Genomic DNA, 20,474 nt, shown 5'->3' on the forward strand with positions numbered 1-20,474 from the left:
AGCGTCGCGGTAAGTCTCCCGACCCGGCCGCATTCGGGCGCTCGGCCTAGCTTTCAGTCATGACGAATCACACCCTGCCCCTCCGGTTTGAGCACGATGGCACTATCGTTCTCGGAGCGATGGTGCGCACCCTGGGTGCCTTCCCCTCCGGCTGGCGATATCCCGGCGCGCATCGCGACCCGGCGGCCGATCCGAAGGCGCTCAAACGCGTCGGCCGAGCCGCCGAGAAGGCGGGCCTCGACTACATCTTTCTCGGCGACTGGCTGTCGACCGACACGGACCTTGAATTCTCCGATCCGCACCTTCTGTCGCGGGTCGACCCGATGAGTACCGCCGCGTTTCTGGCGGCCTTCACCCACCACATCGGCATTATCGGCACCGTCAGTACCGTGCACTCCGAGCCCTACGCCGTGGCCAGGGCGGCCGCCTCGATCGATCGCCTGAGTGGGGGCAGGTTTGCGCTGAACCTCACCCTGACGACCGATCCGCGCGGCGAGGCCAATTTCGGCCGGGCCGGAGTCACTCCGGAGTTCGACCGCTTCGATGTGGCCAAGGAGTTCGTGGCGGTGCTGCGTGGCCTGTGGGACACCTGGGACGACGATGCCTTCACCCGGGACGCGTCGGGCGGATCACTCATCAACCGTGAGCTTATTTCCAGCCTCAACCACATTGGGCAGTCCTATGCGGTCGCCGGCCCGCTCAATGTGCAGCGGCCCGTTCAGGGGCACGTGCCGATCATGCATTCGGGAACCTCACATCGAGCCCAGGAATTTGCCGCCGAGTTCGCCGATATCTACCTCGTGGCACCGGCCGACCAGGCAGAAGCCGTTCGCCTCTATGACACGACGAAGCGTCGGGCCGTGTCTTTCGGGCGACGCGCAGCCGATCTCACGATTATCGCGCCGATCCTGCCGATCATCGGGGTCACCCGCACCGCCGCGCACGCGGTCTATGACCGTCTGGTTGAGCTCTTCCAGGTGCACGACGGCAGCGCCACGGCCGAGAAACTCGACCTTCCGGCCAATCGCAACGTTCAGACGCTGCTGCGCATCGTCGGTCTGCCGCTCACGATGCGCAGCTTCGACGAGAGTGTCAGCGCGAGCACGGCTGCACGTTTCAATAGGCTCGGCGACAGGCTGATCAACCTTGTGACCGAGCGCTCCGGCCGCACTGTTGGGGGCACTCGACCGGTGACCTACCGACATTTGCTCGTGGCCCACCTCATTCGCTCGCCGATCATTGTGGGCGACGCCGTCGACATCGCCGACTACATCGAATGCTGGTATCGCGCCGGAGCCGTCGACGGGTTCAGCGTGCTCAGCGCCTTTCTGCACGAGCAGTTCGAGTTGTTCGCGAGTCTCGTGGTGCCAGAGTTGCGCCGCCGCGGCCTCGTGCGGGAGGCGTACACGACAACGACGCTCCGCGGCCATCTCGGCTCGAGCGTTCCGGCCCGGCGCGTGCCCTCCGACCACCTCATCGCCTAAGGAAGCCCATGGTTACCCAGACCCTCATGCCCGCTGACGCGAACGAAACCGTTGAGCAGTCATTCATTCGCGCGTTTCGCAGCCACCCGGGAGGCGTCGTCGTCATCACCGCTGTCAGTCCCGACGGCGCTCCGGCGGGGTTTACCGCTACCTCGCTCGTGTCGCTCTCGGCCTATCCCCCGAGAGCGACTTTCAATATCGTGAAGTCGGCGTCGAGCTGGCCGGCGGTCACCGACGGCGCACTGCTCGCCGTTCATTTTCTGGCCGAGTCCTCGTCGGAACTGGCCCAGCGCTTCGCCGGACCGGCCGCCAACCGGTTCACCGGTGATCACTGGTACAGCAACGATCTCGGACTGCCAATTCTGCGCGATGCCATCGGGGTGCTGGTCACCCGGGTGAGCACGGTCGTGCCAATCGACCTGAATGCGGTCGTGGTGCTCGACATTCAGCAGGGTCGGTTCAGCGACAACTACCCGCCCCTGCTCTACCACAACCGGCACTTCGGCACCGTCGCGGTGCAGCCGGAAGACGTCATCTGACGCCTCGTTAACGGAGTACACTCAGAAATGCCTTGACTCCGTTATCGAGTCGGGCGCCAGATCGACAGCGAAATCGGGTGAGCAGCGGATGCGATCGGATCGACATATAGACGCCTCACCCAGCGCAGGCACGCCGGGCACGACGGGCCGCCGCGAACGCAACAAGGAAGCCAAACAGGCCCGCATCTTTGCGGCCGCCGCCGAACTGTTCGCCGAACACGGCTTCGCCGCCGTGACGACACAGCAGATCGCCGAACGGGCCGATGTGGCCAACGGCACCCTGTTTCGCTACGCGTCGACCAAGTCCGAGCTGCTCCTGATGGTCTGCAACGACGATTTTCGCCGCAACCTCGATCGCGGTCTGGTGAACGTTTCTGCTGATGAATCGGGCGCCACCGAACCGGCGCGGCGCATCCTGACGCTGCTCACCCCCCTGATCGTGGCCGGGCGGCGCAGCGACGCCAACACCGCCGCCTATCAACGCGAGATTCTGTTCGGAGAACCGAGCGAGCGCTATCGCACCGAGGCCCTCGTTCTTGTGGCTGAGTTGCAGAGCGCGATCGCCGGCATCCTCGCGGATGCCCCTGCCCAAACCCCGCTCGCAGCCAGCGCGCCTCCAACCGTGAACGACCCCACGTTCGCCGCCCGCGCCGTGTCCAACGTGCTGCACCTCGAGCTCGCTCGGGCCGCCCTGTCGGGAACGCCTCTCCCCGCCTTTCTCGCCGCTCTGACCAGCCAGATTGACCTCATCACTCGGGGATACCTCGCACCGCGCCCGCCGGGATAGCTCTCGATGCGCCCCCACCGGCTCCGCACGATAATCAGCACCACGATAAGGGACAAACCATGACCAAATTGACCAACATCACCGTTCTCGGAACCGGCGTTCTCGGCTCCCAGATCGCCTACCAGACCGCGTTCCACGGCTTCAAAGTGGTCGCCTACGACATCACCGACGCCGTGCTCGAAACAGCGAGGGCGCGTTTTCGCACCCTCGCCGACACCTATACGTCCGACGTTGCCGGTGGCGCTGACGGGCGCGCCGAGCAGGCCCTCGACAACATCACCTATTCCAGCGACCTCGCCGCAGCCGTACACGACGCCGATCTGGTCATCGAGGCCATTCCCGAGAACCTCGCAATCAAGGAAGACACCTACAACCGTCTCGGCGCCCTCGCCCCGGCGAAAACGATCTTCGCGACGAACTCGTCGACGCTGCTGCCGAGCGACCTCATGGGGTTCACCGGCCGCCCCGACCGCTTTCTCGCACTGCACTTCGCCAACCACGTCTGGGTGCATAACACCGCCGAGGTCATGGGCACGGCGCTGACCGATCCGGATGTCTACGCCACCGTCGCCGAGTTCGCCGGAGATATCGGAATGGTTCCGATCGAGATTAAGAAGGAGAAGGCCGGATACCTGCTGAACAGCCTGCTCATTCCACTGCTCGACGCGGCCGCCGACCTGCTCGTGGACGGCATCGCCGAACCCGAGATGATCGACAAGACCTGGCGCATCGGCACCGGCGCCCCGGCCGGACCGTTCCAAATCTTCGATATCGTCGGGCTCACCACCGCTTACAACATCTCGTCAACGGCCGGTCCCAAGCAGCAGCTATTCGCCGCGTACCTCAAGAAGAACTACATCGACCAGGGCAAGCTGGGCATCAGCACCGGCGAAGGTTTCTACCGCTACGCGAATTAGCCCGGGTGCGCCGGTGACCGTTTGAACGTGCGGAGCTTTCGCCCTGCACGGGGGCGAGCTTCCGGCGGTGACCGGCGCTGTCCGATGGTGCGGGTGAGCGGTGGCCTATTCTCCGCGGTTTCGTACCTGGTCAGTTCGATGCGTGGCCGAGCGGGGCGTCGCCGACCAGGTACAACCGCTGCGTGGCCCGGGTCATCGCAACGTAGAGGGCTCCGGCCCCGCGCTCAGAGGCCGCGAGGATGGCCGCTGGGTCGACGACGACGACCGCGTCGAACTCGAGTCCCTTGGCGTCCTGCGGAGTGAGCAGCGCAATCTCCCGGCTCAGGCCGAGCGCCCCGACACCGAGCAGGTCGCCGAACTCAGCCCGCAGCGTCGTTTCAAGGGCGTCGAGCGCGGCGTCGACGACGATCACGGCGAGGGTGCCACCGACACCCAAGGCGCGGTCGCGGCGCACCGCGGTTGCGGCATCCGCTACCGTGTCGACCGGCCACTCACTCGAGCGCACCGTTCGCGACCGGGTGATTTGCAGGCGATGCGACAGTGCCACCGTCTCGGCCGCCGTGGCGATCTGGCTCGGAGTTCGATAGTTCACGGTGAGTTCTTCGAGCCGCCAGCGGTCGGCCTCCGGCGAACCGTCGAGCACGGGCTGTAACGCTTCCTTCCAGCTGGCGGATGCCGCAGCGCTCGCCGCCTGCGCAATGTCACCGACGATCGTGAACGACCGACGTGGTCCGCGCCGCAGCACCAGCCGCCACTGCATGGGCGAGAGTTCCTGGGCTTCGTCGATGACGACGTGGCCGTAGGTCCAGCTGCGATCCCGCGCGGCACGCTCACTGGTCGTGGCCCGCTCCTCGAGTTCGGCGAAGCTGGCGGCGAGCTCCTTCGCGTTGACGAGGCCCTTCACCTGCATGTTCTCGATGGCCGTCTCGGCGTTCTCCACATCGCGCCCCCGCTGTTCTTTGAGCGCGCGCTTCTTGGCCTGATCGACCGCGTTGTACTCACCGAGCAGCTCGGCCGCTTCGTCAAGCAGCGGAATGTCAGCGATCGTGAACTCCGCGTCGCGCGGGCGGGCCAGCAGCTTGCGTTGGGCATACCGCCAGCGCGGAGTCAGCTCGGCCAGCCAGTGCGGCCGGGCGTAAAGGTCTTGCACCAGTTTCTGCGGGGTCAGCGGCAGCCAGGCGGTGTTGAGCGCCACCCGCACATCATCGGCCAGGCGCAGATCCTCGCGCAGCATGGGTAGGTCGGTGTCGTCCATCGACCGGCCCTGCTTCTGCAGCTGTTCGAGCCAGACCCGGGACAGCGCGTTGATGGCGGTCTTCACGAATGTGACCCTGGCCTCGTTGTGGGTCTTGCCGGTGCCGCGAGCGCGCGCGATCGCGTGCGCCACGAGTTCCGGCTGCAGCACGATGCGGTCGCCGTTCACCACGAGTACCTGCGGGGCCGAGGGGGTGCGCTGCCGGGAATGCACCGCTCGGGCGATGAGGTCGGCCATGAAGGCCTGGCCTTTGAGGGCCGCAACGGCCGGGGCGTCCTCTCTGGTCGCTTCAACGCCGGGAAAGAGCTGCCCGACCGAGGCGAGAACCACGCCGGTCTCACCGAGCGAGGGCAGCACGGCCTCTATGTACTGCAGAAACGAACGCGACGGGCCGATGATGAGCACGCCACTGTCCCGCAGGCGATCCCGGTGCGTGTAGAGCAGGTAGGCAGCGCGGTGCAGTGCCACTGCGGTTTTTCCCGTGCCCGGACCGCCCTGCACGACCAGAACACCGGCCAGCTCCGAGCGGATGATGCGGTCCTGCTCGGCCTGGATGGTCGAGACGATATCGGACATGTGCCCGGTGCGCTGCGCGGTGAGCGCTGCGAGCAGGGCGCCCTCGCCCTGGTGAGTCGTGGCCGACGGATCGGCGAGCAGGGCCGCGTCGAGAATTTCGTCTTCGATGCGGATGATGCTTCGCCCCTTGGACAGCAGGTGCCGGCGGGCTCTGGCGCCGAGCGGCGTGGCGGCGGTGGCCTGGTAGAAGGCACTCGCTTGCGGCACCCGCCAGTCCAGCAACAGCGGCTTGTGGTCTTCGTCGCGCAGGCCGACCCGGCCGATATAGCGGTAGACCGAATCCCCCGAACCGTCGGGCACAGTCTCCAGCCGGCCGAAGGCCAACCGGTCGTCCACCTCGCGCAGCTGCACGATGCGGTCCTCATAGAGCCGGGCGAAGGTGTCGCGTTCGCTGCGAGACTGGTGGTTGCCGCCGACGTCGAGGCGGCGCACCTCTTTCAGCTGTCCCTCGGCCTCTTTCTGCAGCGCGTCCAGCCGCGCATACAGCGCCCGGACATAGTCCTGTTCCCGCACAAGCTCCTGGTCGATCACGCACGCACCCCTTAAACCGAAGCCCCTAGTTTACTCGCCGACGGCATCGGCCTTGCTGTGTATTAAGCCGCTCGGGTATGCCAGCCGGCACGCGTCGTTCCGGCGGTCGCCGTGGCAACGCGGGCAAGCATTCCTTATCCAAGAACTCGATGCGAGCTGGACGCCTCAGGTCACGGCCCTGGAAGCTCTGAACTACGCCGACTACCCCTACACGCCAGCGACAGAAGTGCCGCACCACGACGAGTCTGACGTGCGCGAACTCTGGCAGTCCGGCTGCCGTTTCCGCCAATTCTGCGCTCGAGCGCAATCTGGACTGTGGGAGTGATTTCTCGTGGCGACGTTGGTGACTACGCTGTGTCGCAGTGCGCTCCTGTCGAGTGCTCTGCTCTTATTGGTCGCGTTCAGAAGGGCTGGCGGCCACGTCCGCGTGTGCGGGCAAGCCCGAACCGGCCGGACTCGACTCGGTTGAGGGAGCTGTGACCGCGGCGATGGCGACGCCGACGAGCGCGACTGCGCCGCCGAGTGCGGTGATCGCGTTGAATGATTCGCCAAGTAAAAGGGCGAAGAGGTAACCGAGTGCCGGAATTGCTGCGGTGAGCACGCCGGTGACCGCGGCGGGAAGGCGTTCGGCGCCGTAGTTAAAGAGAACGAGAGTCGGCGCGGTGATTACGACACCGAGGACCAGCAGCCCCCCGAGGCCTCCCCATCCGCTCGGGACGGCGGCCGCGCCGGCCGCCGTCTCTGCGACGAGCCAGGGGACCATAATCGCCGTACCCCACACGGCGGTCGCCGTCGCCAGCACGAGTGGATCAACGGCCCCGGCCGGCTGTCGACCCACGGCGGCCCGTTGTTGGGGCTCGGCGGGTGCACCCTTGCGGAGGAGCACTGTATAGAGTGCGTAGCTGGCCAGACCGGTGAGGCAGAGCAGCACACCGATGTCCAAAGTGAGGCCAGCACCCGCCACGATAACGACGCCGGCTGTCGCGAGCGCTAGTCCGACGATCGTGCGGGGAGCCACGCGCTCCTTCAGGATGAATAGACCGAGCAGGGCGGTCAGCGCGGGCAGCGCCGCGTTGCTGAGAGCGGCCGTGCCGGGCGTAGTGAACTCAAGACCGATGTTGGTCAGCGAGTAATATATCGAAACTCCGAGGAGCCCCAGCAGAATGGTGCGCGGGTCTCGGAGGGTACGCGCGAACAGTGGCCGGCGTGCGGCAAGGGGCACAAGGACGATCAGCCCGATCCCGAACCGGCCGACCGAGAGCACGGCTGGCGACGCCGTTTTCAATACCTCGCCGCTGATTCCGAAGCTCGTCGACCACAGCAACACGGCGATTCCGACGGCTACCAAAGGAAGGCGTCGATGAAGTGCGGTTTTGACCATGCTCGCAGTCTATTTCCGGACCAACGCCTACCCTGGTGCACGCTCGTCGCTGCGAACCTCAGTGGATCAAAGACGTCAACGGCAGTGACTCCGGTTGAGTGCCCAAGCTCGGAACGAGCATCACCCGAGACAGCCCCGTCCCGGTGCTCAGTTCTCGTAGCGATCCCGTTGCCATCCACGTTTTGACCTGACGCAACTGCCTACGGGTGCGCGAAGGGCTCGATCGATACCCCCGGCGTTGGAGCACGGAACCCGGGGGTGTCGCAAGACACTTCAACGAGGTATATCCAGTTGTCGCCGTCGAACCCACCCGTCACTCGCAGTTGGTCGCTGTCAACCAGTCCAGCGAGCTGGGCCCCGTAGGTGAACGAGTCGTAATCCGGGTCGAAACTGGTGGCAGGAAAGGTTGACGTCCAGACCCGCGCGTAGCGTTCAGCGGTAGTCAACCAGTCCTCGTCCATATCGAACCAGGAGCTTTTTGCGAGAAAGGCGACTTCGTAGCCGTCTGACCTCGTCTCCCAGTGCGGGGTACCGCTCAAGTCCTCGGACTCGGTCCAGCAGGCGGACTCTGGTGGCGCGGCGCGCTGCACGTCCCACGTTCCCTCGAAGGCATCGAAGGTGGGATGGATGGAGCCCGCGATGGTGTCGGTGATGCTCGACCACTCGGTGAGCCTGCCGCCGGACGCAGCGGTCGGCGACACCTGGGCATCCGTGGGCTGGGAACCGCAGCCGGTAGCGCCCAACAGGAAGATTGAGACCATTGGGAGAACGAGGGCGGTGCTTCGGATGCGGGCCATGCCTTCACCCTAAGACCAGCGTTGCTACGGCGAGTCGGGCGCAGCTCTGACTGAATTCGTTCGGACGAGTGATCCGCTGCGACCGGCCACCGGCAGCATCCGTTTCGGTGTCAAAGTTTGTGTCGAATGTTTACGTGCGTGTTCGCTTATTCGCGCCGGCGGGAACAAGCTGTGGTCATGTCAGTCATCACGGTCGCACCGCTGGAGCATATCCGGCGCGAGCGCAGCAGCATCAAGTGGACTCGGTTTCCCGCCGACGTGCTTCCCTTGTTCGTTGCCGAGATGGATTACCCCCTGGCCCCGGAGATCATTGCAACTCTGGTCGAGCGTGTGCAGGCGTCGGATACCGGCTACCTGGACGGACCCGGCCCGCTCGCCCCGGCCTTCGCCGCATTCGCCCTGAAACGCTGGGGCTGGACCGTCGACCCGAGCCACGTGCACCTCGCAACCGACGTGAGCGTCGGCATCGTCGAGGCGCTCCGCCTCGCCGTACCGCCCGGCGGTCGGGTTGCGATCACACCGCCGGTCTATCCGCCCTTCTACGAACTCGTCGAGGAGGCCCTGGCTACCGTCATCGCGACCCCGCTGATCGAGCACGGTGACACCTGGTTGTTTGACTTCGCCGCGCTGGAGAGCAGCTTCGCTGCCGGCATCGATGCCTTTCTCCTGTGCAACCCGCACAACCCGCACGGGATCGTCTGGGCCCCCGACACACTCGAAACGCTCGCCCGGCTCGCTGCTCGCTATGACGTCTTCGTGATCTCCGACGAGATCCATGCCCCACTCACCTACCCCGGCGCCACCTTCACTCCGTTCGCCCCGCTCGCCCTCGCCGCTGGTGCCCGGGCGGTCACCGTGACCAGCGCAAGCAAGGGCTGGAACGTGGCCGGACTCAAGTGCGCCATCGTGATCGCGGCCGATGACGCCACCAACGATCTGCTGGGCCTTCTGCCCGAGGAAGTCGCCTGTCGCACCAGCATCCTCGGCCTGCACGCGAACATCGCCGCGTTCGGTTGTACCGACTGGCTTGACAATGCCATCGATCAAATTGTCGCCAACGATCTACTGCTCTCTGAACTTCTCCGCGAACACCTGCCCGCCGTGATCTATCACCGGCCGCGCGCCAGCTATCTTGCCTGGATGGATCTTCGCCACGTCGGACTGGGGGACAACCCCTATCAGCGCATTCTCGACGACGCCCGCGTCGCCCTCAACAGCGGCGAGTCGTTCGGGCTCGGCGGAGCGGGTTTTGCCCGCCTCAACCTGGCCTGCTCCCCCGACACCCTGCGCGAGGCCGTCGTGCGCATCGCGGCGCTCGTCGCGCGGGAAACCGCCGATACACCGACGGCCGTTTGATGACCACCCGCGCACCAGCGGATGCCCCGCTCCAGCCGCATATTGACGCAACAGGAAGTTCCATGGTCACGCCCGCACCAGCATCCGCTTCGATTCTGAATTCCGACGCTTCCGATGTTGTCGACCCGATCACCGACTGGGACGGCTTCAGCTTCAACACCCGCCAGGTGCACGTCGGCGAATACGCCGACGAGAACCGCGGTGCGCGCATTCCGCCGCTCACCCTGAGCGCCGGCTACGTCTTCGACTCCTTCGACGACGGGGCCGCACGTTTCAACGGCGCCTCGCGCGAACCCATCTACTCTCGGCAGGGCAACCCCACGAACGCGGTCGCCGAGCAGCGTCTGGCATCGCTCGAGGGCGGCACCGCCTGCGTGGCCGTTTCGAGCGGGCAGGCCGCGATCAGCGCCGCCCTGTTCGCCCTGGCCGAGTCGGGCGAGCACATCGTCTCGACCGCGAGCATCTACGGCGGCACCCGCATCCTGCTCGGCCGCAGCTTTCGCCGCATGGGCATCGAGGTCGACTACGTCTGGGACACCGACTCCGACGAAGCCTGGGACGCCGTGATTCGGCCCGAGACCAAAGCCATCTTCACCGAAACCATCCCGAACCCGCGCAACGACGTCGTCGACATTGCCCGCATCGCCGCCGTCGCCCGCCGCCACGGCATCCCGCTCGTCGTCGACAACACCGTCGCCACACCGTACCTGATTCGCCCGTTCGAGCACGGCGCCGACATCGTCGTGCACTCCACCACGAAGTTTCTCAGCGGCCACGGCGCCGGAGTGTCCGGCGCTATCGTCGACGGCGGAACCTTCGACTGGGCGGCGAGTTCACGCCGCTACCCGCTGTTGACTGAGTCGCTGCGCACCGGCCTGCCCTCACTTCTCGACCGCTTCGGGCCGGCCGCCTACGCCCAATACGTGCGGGAGGCCGTCGTCAACGATGTCGGCCCCTCGCTCTCACCGTTCAACGGTTTTCTGCTGCACCAGGGCATCGAAACCCTGTCGCTGCGCATGGAACGCCACGTCGACAACTCCATTGCCATCGCGCACTGGCTCGAAGAACAGCCCGAGGTCGAGGTCGTCGACTACGCCGGCCTGCCGAGCAGCCCGCTGCACGAGATCGCGCAGCGCTACTACAACGGACGAACCGGATCGGTCTTCGCCGTCACCGTCAAGGGCGGCACCCAGGGTGCCCGCGCCTTCACCAACGGACTGCGCGTGTTCAGCCGCATGACCGGAATCGGCGACACCCGCTCAATGGTGCTGCATCCGCTCTCCACGACGCATGCTTCGTTCGCCCCCGACCTGAACGCCCGCCTCGGCATCACCGCCGGGATGCTGCGCCTGTCAGTCGGCATCGAAGCGCTCGATGATCTGTTGCTCGACCTCCGCGGCGGGCTCGACCGAGTCGCCGGCATCCTCTAAACGCTAGGTACCCTGAAGTAATGAAGCTCACCGCGCCAACTTTCACCCCGCCCAGACGCACCTTCGCCACGCTGGGCGCGCTCGTGCTGCTCGCCGCCCTGAGCGGATGCGCCACCACTGCCACCGGCGCTGGCGCCGGTTCGTCAGCATCCGCTACTACCGCGGCGTCCCCGGCCGATTGCACCGGCGTCACCGTTGTCGTCGACTTCGGCACGCTCGACGCCGATACCGTCACCGACTGTGTCGCCGCGACCGAGGCGATTGCCGCGAGCGAATCCCTCGCCACGATCGGCGTCACGACGGAGGGCAGCGTGGAATACGGCGACCAGATCGTCTGCCGCGTCAATGACCGCCCGGCCGCCGACGAAACCGTCGTGGTCGAGGGCCAGGAGTCGTTCACCGAAACCTGTTCCTCGATGCCGCCGGCCTACGCCTACTGGGCTCTCTGGGTGAAGGCCAGCCCCGACGCTGACTGGGACTACGCCATGGAAGGGCTCGGCACGCTCGAGGTCGAACCCGGCCAGTCCGTCGGCCTCGTCTACACCACCGGCACCGAAACTCCCACGCCCGGCAGCTAGTGTTTCGCCTGCGCCTGGCCCCGCTGCGCGCGGCAGTCATGCTCGCCGTCGGCTTCGTGCTGCTGCGGGTCGTCTACCGGGTGGTGTTCGGCGGCGCCGGAGCCGGCCTCGGGCCGGTGCTGCTCGACCTTCCCCGGCTGCAGCTCGACGCACCATTCAGCCACATCACCCTGCTGGGCCCGATCACCCTGCTCGGTCTTGGCAACGCGGCGCTCAGCGCCCTGCCGATCTCCGCCGTCATCGTGTTCTTCGGGCTGCTCAACGCCATCATCAACGTGCAGGCTCTGTTCGCCCGCGGTGCCGGCCGCGGGCCGCTGCGGGCGATTTCCCGTTCGCTCGTGATCGCCTGGGCCACCTTTCCGGCCCTCCTGGAGTCGGTGCGGCGCGTGCGGGTGGCCCGCGCCCTGCGCGGTGAGCGCTCGATCGCGTCCCTGCTCGTGCCGGTTTTTGAGCAGACCATCGAGCGCGCGCTCGCGTTGGCAGCGTCGATGGAGACCCGAGGATTCGCGGCCGCCCGCGTCGTTCCCGGCGTGTGCGAGGCACCGGTAGTCTTAGCCGATGCCGGTTTAAATTTCAGAGGCGACTGGCATCTCGACGATCTCAACGTTACGCTGGCGCCGGGTTCCCTAACGGTGATCGTCGGCGCGACCGGATCGGGAAAGACCAGCCTGCTGCACAGCATGAGCGGCCTGTTCCAGCACTTCTATGACGGCGTGCAGCACGGCAGCATTGACATTGCCGGGGCCGACCGGGCCGCGACTCCCCCGCGCGACACCGCCGGTTGTGTCGGGCTTGTCGCGCAGAACGTGCGCCTCGGCTTTGCCGCCGAAACAGTGCACGACGAGATCGGTTTCGCTTTGGCCGTGCGCAATGTGGCACCATCGATCGTGCACGCCCGGGTGCTCGAGCTTGCCGCGCGACTGCAGCTTGAACATCTGGTCGACCGCCCGATCGAGCAGCTCTCGGCCGGTGAAGCCAGCCTCGTCGCGATCGCCGCCGCCCTCGTCAACCATCCCATCCTGCTGCTCGTCGACGAGCCCCTCGCCGACCTCGACACGAATGCCCGTGAGCGGGTCTGCACCGTGCTCGGCCAACTGGCCCACGAGGCCGGCGTCTGCGTCGTCATCGCCGAACACAATACGAGCGAGTTCGCCCTGGTAGCGGATGCCTGGCTGCAGATTCGAGGCAGCCGCCTGCACGAGGTCCCCCTCGAACAGGTCCTCACGACGGATGATACCGAAGATACCGCACCGAAATCGAACGCGAGCGCGTCTGCGGTGCCGCTTGCGAGCATCCGTCGGCTGAGCGTGCGGCACAAAGACCACCTGGCCGTCGACGCCGTGTCCTTCAACGTGCCGGCCGGCGAGCTCATCGCGCTGCGCGGCAGCAACGGCGCCGGCAAAAGCAGCCTGCTGCGGGCGATCGCGCTGCCGACGGCGGCTGACACCGTGATCGTCGCCGGGCACGATGTCCATTCTTTGAAGCGGCGAACCCGCCGCCAGGCGGTGGCTCTCGTGCCCGAGAACTTTGATGACCTGCTGTTTGCCATCACCGTGGCCGAGGAGTGTCGCCGCGCCGATAGCGGGCTGACCGGCGCTGACACGGCACAGACCTTTGCGCGTCTGCTCGGCTTCGACACTGCAGCGGATGCCACGCCCCTGTTCGAGCGCCACCCGCGCGACCTTTCGGCCGGCGAACGGCTCTGCCTCGTGATGGCCATTCAGCTCGCGGCCCGGCCGGCCCTGTTGCTCGTCGACGAACCCACCCGCGGCCTCGACCACCGGGCGCGCTCCCTCGTAAGCGCTGCGCTTTTCACGGCGGCCGGTCACAGTGCCGCGGTCATCTTCGCCACCCACGACGACGACTTTGCGCAGAGCCTGGCCTCCCGCACCCTGCGCATGCACGCCGGGCGCCTCACCGCTCCCATCGGAGTGCTCTCGTGAGCGTTGTCGTATCGCCGCGCCGCAGCATCCGCTTTACGGCCTGGACTCTCACGGGCGGCAGCGTTCTCGCCGCGGCCGCATTCGCCTGGCCGTTCTTCGTCGGAGCGGTTCCGGCCGACGCGCAGGTCGCGGTTCCGATCGTGGCCTTTGCGCTGATTCCGGCGCTCATCGTGGGCCTCGTCCTCACCCTCGACCGGGAGATGTACACGGCCAAGACCGTGGCGCTGCTCGGTGTGCTCTCGGCCGTCGGCGCCGCGGTGCGCATCGCGGGTGCCGGTGTCGGCGGAGTCGAGGCGGTCTTTGTACTGCTGATTCTGGCCGGTCGGGTCTACGGCGCCCGGTTCGGTTTTCTGCTCGGACTGCTCACCATCGCGGTATCCTCGCTGCTCTGGGGCGGCTTCGGCCCGTGGACTCCGTTCCAGATGTTCGCCTGCGGCTGGGTCGGAGCCGGCGCTGGGCTCCTTCCCCGCTGGTCAATCACCACGGTGCAGCGGTGGCGCATCCGCTGTGAAATCGCCCTTCTGGCCGGCTACGGCGTGGTCGCCTCGTACCTGTTCGGGCTCGCGATGAACCTCTGGTTCTGGCCGTTCGCCGTCGGCAGCGGCAGCGGCATCTCCTACGAGGCCGCCGCCGACCCCGGTCAGAACCTGGCCTCGTTCGCGCTTTACTCGCTCGTCACCTCAACCCTCACCTGGGACACCGTGCGCGCCATCACCACGGTCGTCGGCATCGTCCTAATCGGCCCGGCCGTGCTCGCCGCCCTCCGCCGAGCCCGCCTGGGACCGCGCCGTTGACTCGGCATCCGTTTCACGCCGCGCGCGAGCTGCGCCGGTGCGCGCGAGGCAGAACTCGCGCGCACTGGCGGAAGTCCAGCTGCACGCGATGCGCTGGAGTTCCGGCCAAACCGGAACTCCAGCGCATCGGCGCAACTCCCCCGGGGCCTGCCCGCTACACCGAGAAGTACTTCGCTTCCGGGTGGTGGAACACGAACGCGTCGGTCGACTGCTCGGGGTGCAGCTGCAGCTCTTCCGACAGCACCACTCCCATGCGCTCCGGCTTCAGCAGCTCGACCACCTTGCGGCGATCCTCCATCTCGGGGCAGGCCGGATAGCCGAGCGAGAACCGCGCACCGCGATACTCGAGCTTGAACATGCCGGCGATATCGCTCGGGTCTTCGCCGCCCACACCGAATTCCAAGCGGATGCGCGAGTGCCAGTACTCGGCCAGCGCCTCGGTGAGCTGCATGGTCAGTCCGTTGAGTTCCATATAGTCGCGGTACTGGTTCGCGGCGAACATTTTGGCCGTCACTGAGTCCACGTTCGCGCCGGCGGTGACCAGCTGGAGGGCGACGACATCCGTTTGCCCGGTGTCCCTGGAACGCACAAAGTCGGCCAGGCACAGGTGCTTGTCACGCCGTTGTCGGGGGAAGTTGAACCGCAGGCGGTCGGTACCGAGCTCGCCGCCACTACCGCCGTCGGGGGCGAGCAACCCGGCCTGACCGACCAGACCGGCGGGGTCGTCGCCGTGGTGCAGCACGACCATGTCGTCGCCCTCGGCGACCACGGGAAAGTAGCCGTAGGCCACGGAGGCGTCGAGCATGCCCTCGCCCAGGATGCGGTCGAGCCAGTAGCGCAGGCGAGGCCGGCCGACAGTGTCGACCAGTTCCTGATAGCTGGCGCCGTCTTCGGCCCGGCTGGGCTTGAGCCCCCACTGCCCCATGAACGTGGCGCGTTCGTCGAGAAACGCCGAGAAATCGGCCAGCGCCACACCCTTGACGATGCGGGTGCCCCAGAACGGCGGTACCGGAATCGGGTTATTGCTCGCGACCTCGGAACGCCCGGGCATCTCTTCGGGTTCGGTGAGGGTGAGCAGGCTCTTCTTATGGATGCGCTTCTTCAGCGGCGGCAGCCCGACCGCACGGGGGTCGGCGCCACGGGCGATGGCCACGAGCGGTTCCATCAGGGCGAGACCCTCGAAGGCGTCCCGGGCGTAGCGCACCTGCCCGGCGAAGACGCTGTCCAGGTCGTCCTCGACATAGGAACGGGTGAGGGCGGCGCCACCGAGCAGGATGGGCCATTTGCCGGCGAGTCCGCGGGATTCGAGTTCGAGCAGGTTCTCCTTCATCACGACGGTGGATTTCACGAGCAGCCCGCTCATGCCGATGACGTCGGCGTTGTTCTCTTCGGCGACGCGAATGAACTCAGCGATCGGCTGTTTGATGCCGATGTTGATCACGTCGTAGCCGTTGTTGGTGAGGATGATGTCGACGAGGTTCTTGCCGATGTCGTGCACGTCGCCGCGCACGGTGCCGAGCACGATCGTGCCCTTGCCGGCCGCTTCGGATTTTTCCATGTGCGGCTCCAGCAGGGCGACGGCGGCCTTCATGACCTCCGCGGATTGCAGCACGAACGGCAGCTGCATCTCGCCGCTGCCGAAGCGGGCACCGACGACCTGCATGCCAACGAGCAGGTGCACGTTGACGATGTCGAGGGCGCTGAGCCCGCTGGCCCGGGCGAGGTCGAGGTCGGCTTCCAGGCCCTTGGCCTCGCCGTCGATGATGCGTCGCTCCAGCCGCTCACCCACCGGCAGGGCGGCCAGTTCGGCCGCGCGCTCATCTTTCAGGGCGGCCGAGTCGACGCCGGCGAACAGATCGAGCAGCGCCACGAGCGGGTCGTAGGTGAGGGTACCTTCGGCGTCGTATTCGCGGCGGTCCCAGACCAGGTCGAGCGCCACCTTGCGGCGGTCGTCTGGCACAGAGGCGAGCGGCACGATCTTGGCGGAGTTGACGATAGCGGAGTCGAGTCCCGCCTCGGTGGCTTCGTGCAGAAACACCGAGTTGAGCACCGAACGGGCGGCGGGATTGAGCCCGAACGACACGTTCGAGACGCCGAGGGTGGTGTGGATACCGGGGTACTTCGCCTTGATCTGCCGGATCGCCTCGATGGTCTCGATGCCGTCGCGACGGGTTTCCTCCTGCCCGGTCGCGATGGGAAAGGTCAGCGCGTCGACGATGATGTCCTCGACCCGCATGCCCCACACGTTGACGAGAGTGTCGACCAGCCGGGTGGCGATGCGCACCTTGTGTTCGGCGGTGCGGGCCTGTCCCTCTTCGTCGATGGTCAGCGCGATCACGGCGGCGCCGTGCTCCTTCACGAGCGGCATGATGCGGCCAAACCGCGACGTGGGGCCCTCACCGTCTTCAAAGTTCACCGAGTTGACGACCGGGCGCCCGCCGATGAGTTCCATGCCGGCCTGCAGCACGGCCGGCTCCGTGGAGTCGACGACGAGCGGGAGGGTCGAGGCGCTCGCGAGCCTGGAGACGACCTGTTTCATATCGGCGACACCGTCACGGCCGACGTAGTCGATGCAGACGTCGAGCAGGTGGGCGCCGTCGCGCACCTGGCTGCGGGCGATGTCGACGCAGTCGTCCCAGTTCTCAGCGAGCATGGCATCGCGAAAGGCGCGCGAGCCGTTGGCGTTGGTGCGCTCGCCGATGGCCAGAAAGGCACTGTCCTGGTCAAAGCTGACGTGCTGATAGAGGCTGGCGACGCCGGCATCCGCTTCGAGAACGCGGGGTTTCACGGTGACGCCCCGCAACCGTTCGACCACGGCGGTCATGTGCGCGGGAGTCGTGCCGCAGCATCCGCCGACCAGGCCCAACCCGAACTCCTTCACGAACTGTTCGTGCGCCGCAGCCAGCTGGTCGGGGGTCAGCGGATAGCTCGCGCCGGTCTTGGTCAGCTGCGGCAGGCCGGCGTTGGGCATACAGATCACAGGCACGCGCGAGAACTTACTGAGGTGGCGCAGGTGCTCGCTCATCTCGGTCGGTCCGGTGGCGCAGTTCAGGCCGATCGCGTCGATTCCGAGAGGCTCGAGCGCGGTCAGCGCGGCCCCGATCTCGCTGCCCATCAGCATGGTTCCGGTGGTCTCCACCGTCACCTCGACGAAAATGGGCAAGCGGATGCCGGTCTCGGCAATAGCCTGCTTGCATCCGTTCACCGCGCTCTTGGTCTGCAGCAGGTCCTGCGAGGTCTCGATGAGAAACGCGTCGGCGCCGCCGCGGATGAGGCCGAGCGCCTGCTCGGCGAAGGTGGCCTTGAGGTTGGCGTAGCTGGTGTGGCCGAGGCTCGGCAGTTTCGTGCCGGGGCCCATCGAGCCGAGCACCCAGCGCATCCGGCCGTCGCGGGCTTCGAACTTTTCGGCACTGGTGCGGGCGATCTCGGCGCCGAGCCAGGCGAGTTCCTCGATGCGGTCTTCGATGCCGTAGTCCGACAAGTTTGACCAGTTCGCTCCGAAGGTGTTGGTTTCGATGGCGTCGATGCCCGTCTCGAGGTAGACATCGTGGATGGCCGCGATGATGTCGGGGCGGCTCACGTTGAGGATCTCGTTGCAGCCCTCGAGCTGCTGGTAGTCGTCGAGAGAAGGATTGTGCTCCTGCAGCATGGTGCCCATGGCGCCGTCGGCGATCACCACGGAGTTCGTCACGGCATGCAGCAGGGCCTGGGATCGAGCCGGGAGAGCCGCTTCGACGGGTGATTCGGCGGCAGTTGTTCGCTCGGGCTCTTGGTCGGTGCTCATTGGCTCAGCTTAACGGCGGGTGCAAACGGTCGGTCGCGCCGAAGTAACGTTTCTTAGCCTTCAGCGGATGCGCGCGGCTTTCGGGCCGGAGTACCGCCGCAACTCGGCGCCCCGTGGGGCGCCGAGTGTCGTGCAGGCCGCGTGGCACGCGGCGACTGCCCGATGAGTGACGAAGGACCCCGTGCCAGGCACAGAGATCAGAGCCCCCGCATTATTCGTCACTCACGAGCGTCGCCGCAGCCGCTTCCCCCCGGAAGCCACGTTAGACATGTCTATCCTAACCCTATTTGTGAGGCCGGTACAGACATCCGCTCCGGCCGTACTCGCCGAGCGGTAGGATGAACGGGGCAAATAGGGGGTATCGATGGACTACGCGTCACGCCAGAAACAAGCACACACCATGGTGGCCGCGCTAAACCTGCCCCGACCCCTCACGGCCGACTTGCTGCACCAGCACATGGAAACGATGCGTGGCAAGAAGATCGTGGTGCAGACCGCGACCCCGCGCATGCTTGAGGCTGGGCTGTGTGGGCTCTGGATCGCCGTAGCCGGGGAAAGCTTTGAGCGCATCCACCATGCACCGACCAGCTCGGTGGTGCACCGCCAGCAATTCATCAATCACGAATTCGGCCACATGATCCTCGACCAGGAACAAGAATTGATCTCTGCGGAACGGGTGGCTCTGCTGGCCCCGCTGATTCCTCTGGATGCCATCGCCTACGCACTGTCTCGCAGCCAGTTCACCGACGAGCAGGAGGCTCTCGCCGAGGCCATCGGCGATCAACTGGCCCTCATGATGCTGCACGACGGGCCAGAAGCGGCCCACGGCACTCAAACCGGATTCGGACGCGTGCTCTAGTGCAAGCACTAATACTGATAACGGCGTCTGCAGTCCTGTGGATAGCAGCAGCGTTTTGTGTCCCCTCTGTTTTAAAAGGACGTCGGCGTCCACTATTTTGGTTCCTGGCCACCTTCGCTCTAACCATGAGCCTCCAACCCAAGCCCGTCTACGACGCTATGGATGCCTTACTGGGCGGTGTCAACGCGACGTACTTCATTTTTCATGCGCTGGCTATCGCCACGGTGGGCTTGGCGGATGTGATGGTTCAACAAGCGGTTACAGCGTCTGAAATCGCACGCAGGCGGAAAATAATCACGGCCGTGGTTGCGGGTCTGATCGTCTTCGTTCAGGCCCTCCTCTTCTTCGGCAGCGACTGGCATCTGACGAACAACATTTCCCAGTCGTTTATTGCCGAATGGTCCTACACCGCCTACGCGGCGACAACGTGGGTCACCATCGCATTCTTTTCCATCTCGGTGCTGTCCGCCAGCGTGGCCGACCTGCGGGCACAGACCAGAAGCGCCACTCGCGTGGCACTGATAATTTTGAGCCTCGGTTGCCTATGCATTCTCGCTTATACAATCAACAGCCTCATCGGTGCGACCCAGACGACGCTCGACCCGACATTCGTTCTGCCAGATTGGCGTGAATCCGTGCAGAAATTCGTGTTGCTCCTTGCACCACTCAGCATGGGCGTCGGCCTCGGATTGACCGCCGCCGTCGATGCGCTGGCCGCCGCCAAGAAGAATTTTCGCGACCGGGTGTTGCTCTGGCAGATCACTCCGCTGTGGCAGCGCCTCCTCGCCGACAATCCCGAGCTCAGCATCGAACGCAAGCTCTCCCCCCGACAACTGCTCACCGTGCGCAATCCCGGAGTGCACCTCTATCGGCGGCACGTCGAAATTCGCGACAGCCTGCTGTTGCGCTCCGGGCAGACCGTGACCGCCGACGAACTGGTCATAATCGATCGGGCCGAAGCGCGCACCCAGGCCCGAACCACTACTCTGGCGGGAGTCGCCAAATGAGCGCCGCGCGAGGCGCCGGCGAGGTGAGCCCGCAGCTGGAATTGGCACGCAAGCTCAATCTGCTGCTCGACGTCGTCGTGGCCGAGGGCAACACGCCATACACCTATCGCCAGATCGAAGCGGGCTTGAACGAACGCGGCCTGACCCTCTCGCGAGCACGCTGGGCCTACATGATCACCGGCGAAGGCCCCCTCGTCACCGATCAGGCACTGCTCACCGGCATCGCCGAGTTCTTCCGCATCCCCCCGGAATACATGCTCGGCGACGGCGACCTGCCGGAACGCGTCGACGCTCAACTTGAGTTCGTGAAGAGCCTGCGCGTTCAACGTGTGGTGAGCTTCGCGGCGAGGATGCTCGGGGATGTTTCCCCAGAAACCCTTCGGTCCATCACCGAGCTGCTCGAAACCGAGACCATGGAACCCGCCGATGGGTCGACCTCCGGCCCGCCCGCCTAAC

At 66.0% G+C, this 20,474-nt stretch carries 16 protein-coding genes; 12 read left to right on the forward strand and 4 right to left on the reverse strand.

The genetic code is table 11. From position 1 onward, the window contains the following. The first annotated feature begins 59 nt into the window (after positions 1–59). From BMW72_RS13310 to BMW72_RS13325, 4 genes are all read left to right on the forward strand, one after another. On the forward strand, positions 60–1,484 hold the full coding sequence (locus tag BMW72_RS13310) for an NtaA/DmoA family FMN-dependent monooxygenase (RefSeq protein ID WP_092111347.1): 1,425 nt from the start codon (positions 60–62) through the stop codon (positions 1,482–1,484). Between the two features lie 8 nt (positions 1,485–1,492). After that, positions 1,493–2,023 (forward strand): flavin reductase family protein, encoded by a 531-nt coding sequence (locus BMW72_RS13315; protein WP_092111349.1) that lies wholly within the window; start codon positions 1,493–1,495, stop codon positions 2,021–2,023. An 88-nt stretch (positions 2,024–2,111) separates the two neighbouring features. Further along, on the forward strand, positions 2,112–2,810 hold the full coding sequence (locus BMW72_RS13320) for a TetR/AcrR family transcriptional regulator (protein WP_166787686.1): 699 nt from the start codon (positions 2,112–2,114) through the stop codon (positions 2,808–2,810). A gap of 59 nt (positions 2,811–2,869) precedes the next feature. Then, positions 2,870–3,727, forward strand: a complete 858-nt coding sequence (locus BMW72_RS13325) for a 3-hydroxyacyl-CoA dehydrogenase (RefSeq protein WP_092111353.1) — start codon at positions 2,870–2,872, stop codon at positions 3,725–3,727. Positions 3,728–3,857: 130 nt separating this feature from the next. Here the strand turns inward: BMW72_RS13325 and BMW72_RS13330 are convergent, their stop codons facing one another. The 3 genes from BMW72_RS13330 to BMW72_RS13340 all read right to left on the reverse strand — a co-directional run bounded on the left by BMW72_RS13330 (position 3,858) and on the right by BMW72_RS13340 (position 8,267). Then, complete coding sequence (locus BMW72_RS13330) at positions 3,858–6,089, reverse strand: HelD family protein (RefSeq protein ID WP_092111355.1); 2,232 nt, start codon at positions 6,087–6,089, stop codon at positions 3,858–3,860. Between the two features lie 388 nt (positions 6,090–6,477). Further along, the gene (locus tag BMW72_RS13335) at positions 6,478–7,470 is read right to left on the reverse strand and encodes a DMT family transporter (protein WP_092111357.1); all 993 of its coding nucleotides are present in this window, start codon (positions 7,468–7,470) and stop codon (positions 6,478–6,480) included. A gap of 200 nt (positions 7,471–7,670) precedes the next feature. Continuing rightward, a complete protein-coding gene (locus tag BMW72_RS13340; RefSeq protein ID WP_092111359.1) occupies positions 7,671–8,267 on the reverse strand; it encodes a hypothetical protein in 597 nt (198 codons plus the stop codon). A gap of 177 nt (positions 8,268–8,444) precedes the next feature. Between BMW72_RS13340 and BMW72_RS13345 the strand changes: the two genes are divergently transcribed. From BMW72_RS13345 to BMW72_RS13365, 5 genes are read left to right on the forward strand one after another with little or no spacing between them, the layout of a single operon-like run. Beyond that, a complete protein-coding gene (locus BMW72_RS13345; RefSeq protein WP_092111362.1) occupies positions 8,445–9,623 on the forward strand; it encodes a MalY/PatB family protein in 1,179 nt (392 codons plus the stop codon). Then, a complete protein-coding gene (locus BMW72_RS13350) occupies positions 9,623–11,053 on the forward strand; it encodes an O-acetylhomoserine aminocarboxypropyltransferase/cysteine synthase family protein (protein ID WP_241983831.1) in 1,431 nt (476 codons plus the stop codon). The genes BMW72_RS13345 and BMW72_RS13350 overlap by 1 nt, the downstream gene beginning before the upstream one ends. Before the next feature lie 20 nt (positions 11,054–11,073). Beyond that, positions 11,074–11,631, forward strand: coding sequence for a hypothetical protein (locus BMW72_RS13355; RefSeq protein ID WP_092111367.1), 558 nt, complete (start codon positions 11,074–11,076; stop codon positions 11,629–11,631). Continuing rightward, positions 11,631–13,574, forward strand: a complete 1,944-nt coding sequence (locus BMW72_RS13360; RefSeq protein WP_092111369.1) for an ATP-binding cassette domain-containing protein — start codon at positions 11,631–11,633, stop codon at positions 13,572–13,574. Before BMW72_RS13355 ends, BMW72_RS13360 begins: the two co-directional genes overlap by 1 nt. Continuing rightward, a complete protein-coding gene (locus BMW72_RS13365) occupies positions 13,571–14,368 on the forward strand; it encodes an ECF transporter S component (protein ID WP_092111371.1) in 798 nt (265 codons plus the stop codon). Before BMW72_RS13360 ends, BMW72_RS13365 begins: the two co-directional genes overlap by 4 nt. Before the next feature lie 154 nt (positions 14,369–14,522). Here the strand turns inward: BMW72_RS13365 and metH are convergent, their stop codons facing one another. Continuing rightward, a complete protein-coding gene (gene metH, locus BMW72_RS13370) occupies positions 14,523–18,152 on the reverse strand; it encodes a methionine synthase (RefSeq protein ID WP_092111373.1) in 3,630 nt (1,209 codons plus the stop codon). Positions 18,153–18,516: 364 nt separating this feature from the next. Between metH and BMW72_RS13375 the strand changes: the two genes are divergently transcribed. From BMW72_RS13375 to BMW72_RS13385, 3 genes are all read left to right on the forward strand, one after another. Further along, complete coding sequence (locus tag BMW72_RS13375; RefSeq protein ID WP_134361437.1) at positions 18,517–19,011, forward strand: hypothetical protein; 495 nt, start codon at positions 18,517–18,519, stop codon at positions 19,009–19,011. A 125-nt stretch (positions 19,012–19,136) separates the two neighbouring features. Beyond that, positions 19,137–20,018: a DUF6545 domain-containing protein gene (locus tag BMW72_RS13380; protein ID WP_134450329.1), complete on the forward strand. Its 882-nt coding sequence runs from the start codon at positions 19,137–19,139 to the stop codon at positions 20,016–20,018. Further along, positions 20,015–20,473, forward strand: coding sequence for a hypothetical protein (locus tag BMW72_RS13385; protein WP_092111379.1), 459 nt, complete (start codon positions 20,015–20,017; stop codon positions 20,471–20,473). The genes BMW72_RS13380 and BMW72_RS13385 overlap by 4 nt, the downstream gene beginning before the upstream one ends. Position 20,474: the final 1 nt, after the last annotated feature.

It is taken from the genome of Cryobacterium luteum (assembly GCF_900110125.1).
In the GTDB taxonomy this organism is placed as follows: domain Bacteria; phylum Actinomycetota; class Actinomycetes; order Actinomycetales; family Microbacteriaceae; genus Cryobacterium; species Cryobacterium luteum.